Raw genomic sequence first — 11,531 nt, 5'->3', positions numbered from 1 at the left:
CCTCGAAACCTTAATTTTATTCTGACCCAGAACAGGATCGAGCCATTATCACTTCCTCAAAAGTGGAAATATATGAGGCTAAATAAGAAAATTCCGTTACAACGCAAATGGCTCCATTCGAAGCAGATGGACTGGCAGGATTCCTTATGATAAGATACATTAAATTTAAATCCCAGCCAAAAAGGCTGCCAAGGCGCTGCATATCAGACCTGTTACTGATGGAGAAAATTCCAAAGGAGGAAAGCGTGATGAGCAATGTCATCATCTACGGGAAATCCGGTTGACCTCATACCGATGAAGCCAGGTCGGCTTATGGTTCCAATGCTGAGTACTATGACGTAAAAAAGGACCCGGAAAAACTAGAGGAGATGCTTGAGCACAGCCAGGGCCAAAGGTCCGTACCGGTTATCGTGGAGGGCGGCAAGGTCACTATTGGGTATGGGGGAGGCACCTGAGGCGTCTAGGCCGGTGAGTTCACCGGAAAAAGATCAGCCTTCCACTTGTCCGTGACAGTTTTTCCCTCTTAGTTTTTCAGCAGTTGCTTTCGGTTTTTAATCTCTTCTACCCAGCCACTCATTTTCGATGCAGGGTGAGCCAAAAGAAGAATCCGCCTCTCGCTACTAGATGAAAACTCGTCCTATCTTCGCGGGAAATATTATACATAACCTGTAGTTTCTCGGCAGTCAGGCCCTTTGTTTTCATGGTTTGCTTGCGGTGAATTGTCTCCCCGGGATGGAACCAGGCAGGGTGGGCCGGGCCATCTCAATGACGCTCATAGTCTTCCATTTCCCACCTAGAAAGCGGAATAAAAATGCAAAACCGAGGAGGCTCACCCAGACCGTGAAAATGATCCAGGCTGTGTATATGCCTTGGTTGAAGAGACCCAGGGCAATATAGGTTGGCAAGGCCAGGCCTAACAGGGCGAAAACTATGACCATAAACATGACGAAACGGGTGTCCCCGGCGCCCTTGACCCCTGAAGCAAAGATAATATTCATGGTGTCAAACACGCAGTAGATGGCAACGAATCTAAGCAGAATAACAGTCATATCCTGAATCGGGACAAAACTCGCCTGTTCGGCTTGAGCCGTAAAGGGCCAAATAAACAGACCAGGAATCAGGACGTAGGCTAGGGCGATGCCAGCCATGTAAATGAAGGTGAGGTGGAAGCCTGAATAAACGCTGCGTTCGGCCAGGTCCGGCTCGTTCTTGCCCATGTTCTGGCCGACCAGGACCGATACGGCCATACCGAAGCCGATCATCGGCATAAAGGCTAAGTTGTTGATATTGAGCGCGATGTTCGTAGCGGCCAGTTCGATGACGCCCAAACGTCCAACCAGGAGAATAAATATCGTAAAACCAATCATGTCCAGGAAGAACTGGACCCCGTTTGGCAGGCCGAAACGTAAAAGACGTTTGAACAATGAAGGATCCAATCGCCAGCCGGACCGGGTGCGGTAGCGCTTTTCATGTTGAGAGCGCAAAATCATGAAAAGGTAAACAAAGAAGGTAAAGCAGGCTGAAAGGACCGTCGCACCGGCCGCGCCTCTGATACCCAACGCCGGAAACCCCCAGTGCCCGAAGATCATTACATAATCCAGGATGATGTTGACACCGGTGGCTATACAATTGACCCACATCACCGGCCAGGTTTTGCCTCGGCCCGAAAAAAATCCTGACATGGCCGCACTGGCGACTATCGGTCCTGTCCCGAGGCAGAGTATTTGAAAATATTCAACTTCTAATTTTTGAATATCAGGGTCATGCCCGGCCAGGCCAAAGAAGAATCCAGCCAGAGGAATGAGCGTCAGGTGAAGCAGACCGGCGATGAGAGCCACGTAAAGGCCCTGCCACAAGGACGGCCCAATGCGGTCATCCATTTTAGCGCCGAAATACTGGGCCACAAAGGTATTCACATAGATAGCTGTTCCTAAAAAGAGGCTCACAAAGGCGAAATTGAGGGCGCCGGCAGGCATGGCCGCGGCGATGGCCGTGGGTGAGAGCCAGGCCAGAAACATCCGGTCAACAAAATGCTGAACCGCCCACGCCCCGGTGCTGAAGATAAGAGGGATCGCCAGGAACAGGACCTGCCGGTATCCGCCTTCAGCCTGCCAGCGATTGGAAATCCCTCGTGTGATTGGTGTCATACTCATAATCCGGCTAGACCGTTATCGCCCTTTGGATGAGATGCGGCCTTTACTTCTAAATTTAAAAAAAATAGTTCGCTCAGGAAATTACGAGGCGAATTTGTGAGTGCCGAAGTATAGGTGGGATCAGGAGGCGGGTCAAGAACAAAGCGAGTGCTCTATCTCCTGTTTTGTAGGGAAGGTCGCGAAGAGAAGCCAGTGATAAGACGGCTTCAGTTCAGAAATTAATCCTTAAAGATAAAATAAAGGGGGGGGGCCGAAACCCCCCGTTACCGGTTTTAGCGCCCCTTCCATTGAGGCGGGCGTTTCTGAACAAATGCGATCGGACCTTCCTTTACGTCTTCGGACCCGTACATCCTCTGCAGCCCTGGATAATTCATGGACATAGCCTCCTCTAGCGGCATATGCAAGCCCTTGAGGGTGGACTCTTTGCTGGCGCGAAGCGAGAGCGGTGCGCCGAGCATAATTTCATCTATCCACTTATCCACGGTGGACATAAGTTCCGCCTGGGGGACCACCTCATTAATAACACCCCACTTCATGGCTTCTTCGGCCGTAATGCGTCTGGATGTCATGATCAGACCCATGGCAATGTGATAAGGCATCTGCCGCGGCAGACGATGCACACCGCCGGCGCCAGGCATCAACCCGACCCGGTGTTCGGGAAAACCAAAGGTGGCGTTGTCGGCAGCAATGATGATGTCGCAGGCCAGGGCCACCTCAAAACCACCGCCCAGCGCCAGGCCGTTGACCGCGGCGATAAAGGGTTTGAAGCAGTCCCATCGAGAGGTGACACCGCCGAAGCCGCCTTTTATCCCTTCCATGGCCTTTCTCATTTCTTCCGGCGAATGTGTAGCCTGATACTTGAGGTCATTGCCTGCGGAAAAGGCTCGATCTCCAGCTCCTGTTACAATACAGATCCAGGCGTCAGGATCATCAGCAAACTCGTTAAAGGCCGTATCCAGTTCCTTACTGGTCTCCGGGCTAATGGCATTCATGACGTTGGGACGATTGAGCGTCACGGTGGTCACGTGTTCCCTTTTCTTTTCCACAAGGATTTGTTCGAAAGCCATAATCTACCTCCTTAATCGTTTCTATGGTTGTGGCCTGTTTTGCCCGAATAAAAGGGCCGTCACCCCATCCTGCCTCACTGGTTCCCGACACGGATCGGACTCGGAATCACCTGATCCCTGAGTATCGGTCTCTTTCAACCCTTCAGGCAAACTTTTTCTAATTCCCATAAAAAATCCTTTATCTGATCTAGCATATTAAGCTGAACATGACAGCTTTGTAAACCCCTGAATTGTCTTTTACGATTTTAAAGGGTGATCATGTTCAAGGACGCGGTTTCTGTCCGGCGGCCATCCGGGCGGCCAGGCGCAAGGCCGCCAGCATGCTGGCGGGATCGGCCCGGGCCTGACCGGCGATATCATATGCTGTACCGTGATCCACAGAGGTGCGAATGAAAGGCAGCCCCAGGGTGACGTTGACGCCGTCTTTGAAATGTAGAAGTTTGAAAGGGATCAGGGCCTGGTCGTGATACATGCAGATCACGGCGTGAAATTCACCCTGCACGGCCCGGTAGAAGACGGTATCCGCCGGAAAAGGGCCGCTGAAGTCCAGCCCCTGCTTCCTGGCCTGGGCCACGGCCGGTTCGATAATCTCTTCTTCCTCCCGGCCGAACAAGCCGCCTTCCGAGGCGTGAGGGTTCAGCGCCGAAGCGGCCAGGCGCGGGTGAGCCAGCTTAAAGTACTGCCGCAGAGCTTCATCGGTTATCCGGGCCGTGGTAACAATGCGTTCAGCACTCAGGAGCCCTGGCACATCCTTAAGCGCAATGTGAGTTGTCGCCAGCGCCACCCGAAGGCTCGATCCGACCAGCATCATCACTACCGGCATGCCTCCGGCCAGGTCGGCCAGCATCTCGGTGTGACCCTGGTAATGGTAACCGGCTCTGTTTAAGGATACTTTACTGATCGGAGCCGTGACAAGCCCCTGGGTCTGTCCGGCCAGCGCGAGTTTGGCTCCGGTTTCAATGTATCGAGCCGCGGCGCGGCCGCCTTCAAGGCTAGGGTGGCCCGGGACAAGGTCTCGGGGGTCCAGCCTGGAAAGAGGAAGGAGGTCAATGGTTCCATGGCGAGCGGCGGGTTCCTGATTTGGCTCCAGGACATTGATGGCCAGGTCCAGGTCGAGAAGCTGAACAGCCCGCTCAAGGGCGCCGAGGTCACCCAGAACCAGCGGCTGGCAGACCTGAAATACGCTCTCGTCAGCCAGGGCCCGAACCACCACCTCCGGACCCACACCGGCCACGTCGCCTAGAGTCAGGCCCAGGACAGGTCTTGAAGTTTCAGGCAATACGTTTCCCTCAAGCCGTCCTTTCAAGGTTGAGGGTGGTAATTCAAAGGTCCCAGGCCGCCCGTGCCCCTTCCTCGGTCGCTTCAATAATACGGCGAACCTGAACGGCATCCCCAACCACCCGGTGACGAATGCCTTTCTCTGCCAGGGTTTTTTTGAGTTCGTCCTGGGGCCTGAGACCGACCGACACAACCACTTGATCCACCGGTGAAAGGGTTTCTTCCTGACCTTCATGCACGACTGTCACGGAGTCTTGCTGAATGCTTTCCACGGTGGTGTTAAAAAGCATTTTTGCCTGTGCATCCCGAAGGCGTTTATGCAGCATGTAGCCATGAGAAAGGCGTGTCCGGACCGGCGACCGTTTGAGAATTTCAACCAGGGTAATCTGGCTTCCTTTTTCGATCATGAAGTCCGCCGTTTCCATGCCCAGCCACCCGCATCCAATCACGACCACGTTTTCCCGGGGTGAAACCTCGCCGCTCAGTATCTGCCAGACATCATGAACCATGGGGAGGTCAATCCCTTTAATGGGCGGCACGATCTTCTGTCCGCCGGAAGCCAGGATAACCGCCTCCGGGTTTTCTTCTTGTATCATCTCGGCCGTGACCTGTGTTCCGGTCTTAATCTCCACGCCTGCCTTTTCGACCTGTGAGATGAGCCAGGCGATCCAGTCCGTGTAAACGCTTTTATGCGGGGGTATACCCGCAAAACGCAGCTGGCCTCCTGCCTTTTCTTCCTTTTCAAAAAGGGTAGCCTTATGACCCAGCCTGGCCGCCTCGTAAGCGGCGGTCAAACCGGCCGGTCCTGCGCCAATGATCCATACCTGCCTGCTGGTCCTGGCCGGTCCTTGAGGATAGATGAGTTCCTGCCCGGTTTCCGGATTAATGGCGCACCGGATCGAGCCTTCTCCCTCCATCAGGCGCTCGATACAGCCCTGGTTACAGGCGATGCACTGGCGAATGTCCTCCGGGCGGCCCTCCCTGGCCTTGGTCAGATAATCCGGATCAGCTAACTGCTGCCGGCCAAAGGCGACCAGGTCGGCCTTCCCATTGGCAATGACCTCATCGGCCCGGACAGGATCTGTGAACCGCCCCACAGCGATTACCGGCACATCCACCACTTCCTTAACCTTTTTGGCGCGCCAGGCGTTGAACCCTGGCTCATACTCCGGCGGGGCGCTGGTTATCCCGGCAGGGCTCCCGTGTGTCCCGAGAGAAGCATGAATAATATCGGCCCCGGCTTTGATAAAGTCGGGCAATATCGGCTGGAGGTCTTCGACAACGTAACCGTTTTTTATAAACTCCTCGGCAGAGAGGCGTAAAGAAACAGGAAAATCATCCCCCACGTTTTTACGAACCTCTTCCAATATTTCAATGATGAATCTGGCCCGATTATCCAGGCTGCCGCCGTACTCGTCATCACGCTGGTTAGACAGCGCGGATAAAAATTGGGCCAAAAGATAGCCATGGGCGCCATGAACCTCGACCGCGTCAAATCCAGCCTCTTGCGCGCGAACCGCAGCCCGGCCAAAAGAGGCGATGATTTTTTTGATGTCCTCAATGGTCATTTCCCGCGCCGGCTGGCGAAATACCACGCTCGGTACAGCCGACGGCGCGATGGCTTCTCCTCTTTGTAAAAGAAAGAAGCTTTCACGCCCGGCATGGTGAAGCTGCATGGCAGCTTTACCACCTCCCTCGTGGATCACTGCCGCCAGTTTTTTTAACCCATCAACAAAGCGATCGTCATAGACTCCGAGCTCACTGGCGATCGAAGCGCCAGAGGGATGAACGGCCGCGACCTCCACGATAATAAGTCCGACGCCACTTCTTGATTGACGCTTCATGTATGCCAGGAGCGCTTCACTGACCGTGCCGTCATTATTGCTCAGATTGGTGCCCATAGGCGGCATCACGGCTCGATTGGGAAGTTCCATGCCTTTGATCCTCAACGGGGAAAGCAGGTGTTCTAATCCGCTCATCTCTCACTCCTTATTTATGAAAATAAACATCTAGTTAAACTGTCTGCGACCTGATTTGTGTCTTAAGGGTCTCTGTAAAATTTAACATGAATCATAAGCGATCTATAATCATAACTACACCAATTTATTTAAAAATAAAGTTAACAAATGTAATAGACAATGTCAAATTATGTTTATTAAAGCCAGGCCTTTTTATCGTAAGTTTTGGGTAATGAATTATTATTTCCCTAAAAAACCTCCTTCAAATCTTAACTTAGAACGGCCCTTCCTTCAATTGACAGCGCGCTAAGAAGCACATTCCAGGTGAAGTTTTTTAACACCTTTACATTCAGAAGGTCCGGCCCGGCCTCAATTTATCTTTCTTCCTCCCCATCATTTGTAATCGCACCGCAATTGTGGTATGTAAGCATCCAGGAGTTGAGGATCGGGACTCCTTTAGCTTAAAATTAGTATTAATTTTAAGCCTTTTTTATGTTCATAACCTCCCGGCGCTCCTTAAAAACCATAAAATATCATGGAGGTTAGAGGATGTCAGAGATGAATGCTCAGATGAAGGCTTCCCTGGATGCCATTTTCAAGCCGCGTTCGGTGGCCGTTGTGGGGGCCAGCAACAACCCTGAAGTTTGGGGATATCGGACCTTGCAGAGGCTGGTCGGCGGGGGGTACCGCCACGAGATTTATCCTGTCAACCCGAACGAAAAAGAGGTTCAGGGGTTCCGCTGTTACCCGGCGATCTCAGAAATACCGGAAGAGATTGATCTGGCAGTCGTGGTGGTGAACGCCTCGCTGGTCGCGAAAGTCATCCAGGAATGTATTGCTAAAAAGGTCAAGGGAGGCATTGTGATTACAGCGGGCTTCGCTGAGATTGGCTCTGCCGGAGCCGAACTTCAAGACAGGCTGGCCAGGGAGGCCAAGGAGGCCGGTTTTTATTTCATCGGGCCGAACTGCATGGGTATCTATAGTTCCGAGGGGAACGTCAATACCATCTTCCAGCCCCAAGTCGCAATGCCTCAAGGGCCGGTTTCGTTCATTTCCCAGAGCGGTACCCTTGGCTCGTACTTCCATCGCGCCGCGGCAAGGCATGGATTCGGGATGAGCAAGTTCATCAGTTGCGGGAACCAGGCCTGCGTTGATTTCACGGACCTGCTCCAATACCTGGGTCATGACCCTTCAACGCGCGTCATCACAGGCTATATGGAAGATACAGGCGATGGCCGCCGTTTTCTGGAGGTGGCGCGATCCGTTTCCGCAAAAAAACCTCTCTTGCTTTACAAGGCCGGTGCGAGCGAGGCCTCGGCGCGAGCAGCGCGTTCCCACACCGCGGCCATGGCGGCCAATGATGAGATCTTTGAAGGCGCCTGCCAGCAGGCCGGGGTTATGCGGCGGCATGATCCCCTGGAGATGTTCAACATGTCTGAGGCGCTGTGTTATCAGCCGCTGCCTCGGGGGAACCGGGTGGCTGTTCTTTCGGACGGCGGCGGATTCAATGTCATCCTGGCCCAGGACTGCACCCGGCTGGGTCTGGAACTGCCTGAGATGAGCGCGGAGGCTCAGGCTGAAATGCGTGAGCATATGCTGCCTTACGGCCCCCCACCGCTGAATCCCATTGACTGCATTGCCATGAAAGACATGGAGGCCTATATTAAGATCATCGAGATCGTCGCCAAGCAGGATTACATTGACGGACTGATTATCATGCCGCTGACCAGCCAGTTCGACCGGGAAACCAAAACAGCGCGCATGGTGCAAAGCCTGGAATTCGCCGAGCAGCTCTCCTTAATCCCTGAAAGGTTCGGTAAGCCGGTTTTTTTATCCAATATTGAAATGTGGACGGCTGAGCCTGTTTACGAAATCGCCAAGAGGCATCACATTCCCTACTTTATCAATCCCGCCGACTGTGTCAGAGGCATGTACGGGCTGGTGAAATACAGGGAAAGAAAAAACCGCTGCCTTTAACCTGGCCCTCTTTTCTCCCTGGTTAGAGGAAACCGGCTTCCCCTGCGTTTTAAAACCCCATATTTTTCTTCAGTTTTATCCTTGGAACCTCCTGGTGAATGTACTAATATAGAATGAATTAAATTTTTAACTCTGGATGTTTTTTTGAGGTCTCAACTTATGGTGTTATTTGAGAATAAAGGAGGAGATGATGGACCCCAGCCTTGGCGACTCACATGAGCTTCTCCGGGAGGCTGTCGGCTTTCACGGACACCTCTGCCCCGGCCTGCTTATCGGGTACCGGGCCGCTTTGCTTGGCCTGAATCGGCTCGGCGGGGAACGGGCGGAAGACGAGGAACTCGTGGCCGTTGTCGAAAACGACTCCAGCGCGGTGGATGGAATCCAGTTCGTGACCGGCTGTACGTTTGGCAAAGGCAACCTTATCTTTCGGGACTGGGGCAAGCAGGTGTTTACACTGGCTTACAGACCCGAGGGGCAGGGCGTGCGCCTCTCCTTTCGCAGGGATAGTCTCAAGTCTCAAAAGAACGACGGCCCCACAGACCGCGCCACATACATCCGGCTGCTTCTGGACACGCCGGACGAGGAGCTTTTTAAGGTCGAGGAGGTGAAGATAGAGCTGCCGCCCACGGCCCGGATATTTGCCAGTCTGCCTTGTGAAAGCTGCGGCGAACCCACCATGGAGCCCCGGATGGTTCGGGTGGGAGGCAGGAAAATCTGCCTCGACTGCCTTTTTAAAGGAAATTCCAACGTGACCTTCAAACAGGTGGCCAACTTTCTTTTCGAGGCCGGGATGCTCAAGAAAACGCCGCGCTCAGGATATCAATTCTTGGGAGATGGTTCGGAGAGTGTGGCGGAACATTCTTTCCGCACCACCATTTTGGGCTTCATCCTGGCCGGGCTGACTCCAGGAGCGGACCGGGTCAAGGTGGTTAATCTCTGTTTATTTCATGATTTTCCTGAGGCCCGCACTGGTGACCATAATTACGTCAACAAGCAGTATGTGAAGGTGGACGAGGTTCGGGCCGGAGCTGATTCCGCGACCAACGTGCCTTGCGGGCCGGAGATCGAGGCCTTGCTCGAAGAATTCAGAGCCAGGGAAACCCTTGAGTCTCTATTGGCTAACGACGCTGACCAGCTGGACCTGGCCGTTGAACTGAAAGAAAAACAGGACCTGGGCAACCGTTACGCTGCTGAATGGCTTACCTTTGCTCAAAAACGCGTCAAAACAGAAGTCGGCCAGGACCTTTTCCAGGCGATCATGGAGACGGACTGGGCTCAATGGTGGTTCGACCGTAAAAAGGAACATTTATGGGTCGGGGATGATTAACTCTGACGGGCAGCGGCGCCAGGGGCTGGACCTGGGCCTGGCCCTGGTCATTTCAGCCTGGGTTCACATCCTGGGCTTCGCCTTGCTTCAATATGCGCCGCCATTACCAGCCTCAATGAGCAGTCCGCCGCTAGTCATGGAAGTGGAAATTGACGTTGCTTCCCTGAAAAAACCCGTGCTTGAAGAGTTGAAAAAAACGGCTGACAGGGTTCTAACTGATAAGGCCTCGAAAACCTCTGTAAAGGCGGTCCTTGACGCCGATTCAGAGAATGAGGACACCATTTCCCTGGAAAGTAAGGCGCCTGAATATCTTTCCTACATGCACCAGATTAAGAACCGGATCAAAAATCATTGGATCTACCCGGCTGGAGCCCAGAAAAACATCGCAGGCGGCCGGCTCATGGCTGTCTTTACCTTGAGCAGCGACGGGAGGCTCCTGCGGGTCGTCCTGGATTCCTCCTCGGGCCATGCCGTCCTGGACGAAGCCGCTCTCGAAGCGCTGCACCGGGCCGCCCCTTACCCGGGCTTTCCGGACCATATTAAACTCAAACGTCTGAATATCCGGGCCGTTTTTGACTACCGGTTCCAGTACATCGGCGTGAAATAAGGGGGCGTGAACATGGGTAAAAAGATACGGGTCGGGATTCTTTTCGGCGGCAAGTCCGGTGAACATGAAGTTTCCCTTCGGTCAGCTAAAAACGTGCTGGAAGCCATTGACCAGGAAAAATATGAGGTGATCCTGATTGGCATTGACAAAAAGGGACAGTGGTCCCTCCTGGAGACCTCGCGGTATCTGCTCCATGATGAGGACCCGAAAAGAATCAAGATACATGATTCCGACGCCCGGATAAGCCTGATTCCCGGCGGCAGCCAGGAGCGGCTCGTCAGCCCTTCCGGGCCAGGGTCCGTGGGGCCGATTGATGTGGTCTTCCCGATCCTGCACGGCCCCTTTGGAGAGGATGGCACGATTCAGGGGTTATTAAAACTGGCCGATCTTCCCTTTGTCGGAGCCGGTGTTCTGGGTTCAGCCCTGGGCATGGATAAGGACGTCATGAAGAGGCTGCTTCGGGACGCTCAAATTCCAATCGCCAGGTTTCTTATCTTTAACCTGCATCTGCGAAACGAGATGAATTTTGAGGATATCAAGGCCCGGTTGGGGCTGCCGTTTTTCGTCAAACCGGCCAACTACGGCTCTTCCATCGGGATTAGCAAGGTCCACGACATGGATCAGTTTGAGCAGGCCGTTGACGAGGCGTTTCAATTCGATCATAAGGTCATAATTGAAGAACATGTTGAAGGAAGAGAAATTGAGTGTTCTGTCCTGGGAAACGAGGACCCCATTGCTTCAGTGCCCGGTGAAATCATCCCTTCCCATGAATTTTACTCATACGAAGCCAAATACATTGATGAACACGGCGCTCTTTTGAAGGTCCCGGCAGAACTGCCGGCTCAGATTACCGGTCAGGTTCAGGACCTGGCGATTAAGGCCTTTAAGACCCTGTGCTGCGAAGGCATGGCCCGCGTGGACTTTTTCCTTAAGACGAATAATGAAGTCATTGTAAACGAGATCAACACCATCCCCGGCTTTACAAAGATCAGTATGTATCCGCGGCTCTGGGAGGCGTCGGGCCTCTCTTATCCGGAGTTGATAGACCGGCTCATCCAGCTTGCCATAGAACGATTTGAAAAGGATAAAGGCCTCAAGACCTCTTATGAAGGCTGACCGGGTTGGATTTTTTAAAAAGGCTTTCCGCCCGGAGTCAATCAGCTC

The 11,531-nt window shown here is 53.3% G+C and carries 9 protein-coding genes; 5 read left to right on the top strand and 4 right to left on the bottom strand.

All coding sequences use genetic code 11. From position 1 onward, the window contains the following. The first annotated feature begins 248 nt into the window (after positions 1-248). On the top strand, positions 249-455 hold the full coding sequence (locus tag JRI95_05880) for a glutaredoxin family protein (GenBank protein ID MBW2061081.1): 207 nt from the start codon (positions 249-251) through the stop codon (positions 453-455). Between the two features lie 243 nt (positions 456-698). Here the strand turns inward: JRI95_05880 and JRI95_05875 are convergent, their stop codons facing one another. From JRI95_05875 to JRI95_05860, 4 genes are all read right to left on the bottom strand, one after another. Further along, positions 699-2,147: an MATE family efflux transporter gene (locus tag JRI95_05875; protein MBW2061080.1), complete on the bottom strand. Its 1,449-nt coding sequence runs from the start codon at positions 2,145-2,147 to the stop codon at positions 699-701. A gap of 278 nt (positions 2,148-2,425) precedes the next feature. Continuing rightward, entirely contained in the window at positions 2,426-3,220 is a 795-nt protein-coding gene (locus JRI95_05870) for an enoyl-CoA hydratase/isomerase family protein (GenBank protein MBW2061079.1), read from the bottom strand. Positions 3,221-3,482: 262 nt separating this feature from the next. Continuing rightward, the gene (pdxA, locus tag JRI95_05865; protein ID MBW2061078.1) at positions 3,483-4,610 is read right to left on the bottom strand and encodes a 4-hydroxythreonine-4-phosphate dehydrogenase PdxA; all 1,128 of its coding nucleotides are present in this window, start codon (positions 4,608-4,610) and stop codon (positions 3,483-3,485) included. Next, positions 4,543-6,477 (bottom strand): FAD-dependent oxidoreductase, encoded by a 1,935-nt coding sequence (locus JRI95_05860; protein ID MBW2061077.1) that lies wholly within the window; start codon positions 6,475-6,477, stop codon positions 4,543-4,545. The genes pdxA and JRI95_05860 overlap by 68 nt, the downstream gene beginning before the upstream one ends. Before the next feature lie 528 nt (positions 6,478-7,005). Between JRI95_05860 and JRI95_05855 the strand changes: the two genes are divergently transcribed. From JRI95_05855 to ddlA, 4 genes are all read left to right on the top strand, one after another. After that, the gene (locus tag JRI95_05855) at positions 7,006-8,433 is read left to right on the top strand and encodes a CoA-binding protein (protein MBW2061076.1); all 1,428 of its coding nucleotides are present in this window, start codon (positions 7,006-7,008) and stop codon (positions 8,431-8,433) included. A 688-nt stretch (positions 8,434-9,121) separates the two neighbouring features. Continuing rightward, positions 9,122-9,760 (top strand): HD domain-containing protein, encoded by a 639-nt coding sequence (locus JRI95_05850; protein ID MBW2061075.1) that lies wholly within the window; start codon positions 9,122-9,124, stop codon positions 9,758-9,760. After that, entirely contained in the window at positions 9,753-10,367 is a 615-nt protein-coding gene (locus tag JRI95_05845) for an energy transducer TonB (GenBank protein ID MBW2061074.1), read from the top strand. Before JRI95_05850 ends, JRI95_05845 begins: the two co-directional genes overlap by 8 nt. 12 nt (positions 10,368-10,379) lie before the next feature. Further along, on the top strand, positions 10,380-11,483 hold the full coding sequence (ddlA, locus tag JRI95_05840) for a D-alanine--D-alanine ligase (GenBank protein ID MBW2061073.1): 1,104 nt from the start codon (positions 10,380-10,382) through the stop codon (positions 11,481-11,483). Positions 11,484-11,531 lie beyond the last annotated feature (48 nt).

It is taken from the genome of Deltaproteobacteria bacterium (assembly GCA_019308995.1).
Taxonomy (GTDB): Bacteria; Desulfobacterota; Desulfarculia; order Adiutricales; family JAFDHD01; genus JAFDHD01.
Note: the sequence above shows the minus strand (reverse complement) of the source record. Positions and strands in the feature narration are given on the sequence as shown.

Bases quoted from the DNA above. Each gene is read 5' to 3' on its own strand.
- JRI95_05875 (MBW2061080.1), bottom strand. From the start codon at position 2,147: ATGACACCAATCACACGAGGGATTTCCAATCGCTGGCAGGCTGAAGGC.
- JRI95_05870 (MBW2061079.1), bottom strand. From the start codon at position 3,220: ATGGCTTTCGAACAAATCCTTGTGGAAAAGAAAAGGGAACACGTGACC.
- pdxA (MBW2061078.1), bottom strand. From the start codon at position 4,610: ATGCCGTTCAGGTTCGCCGTATTATTGAAGCGACCGAGGAAGGGGCAC.
- JRI95_05860 (MBW2061077.1), bottom strand. From the start codon at position 6,477: ATGAGCGGATTAGAACACCTGCTTTCCCCGTTGAGGATCAAAGGCATG.
- JRI95_05855 (MBW2061076.1), top strand. From the start codon at position 7,006: ATGTCAGAGATGAATGCTCAGATGAAGGCTTCCCTGGATGCCATTTTC.
- JRI95_05850 (MBW2061075.1), top strand. From the start codon at position 9,122: ATGGTTCGGGTGGGAGGCAGGAAAATCTGCCTCGACTGCCTTTTTAAA.
- JRI95_05845 (MBW2061074.1), top strand. From the start codon at position 9,753: ATGATTAACTCTGACGGGCAGCGGCGCCAGGGGCTGGACCTGGGCCTG.
- ddlA (MBW2061073.1), top strand. From the start codon at position 10,380: ATGGGTAAAAAGATACGGGTCGGGATTCTTTTCGGCGGCAAGTCCGGT.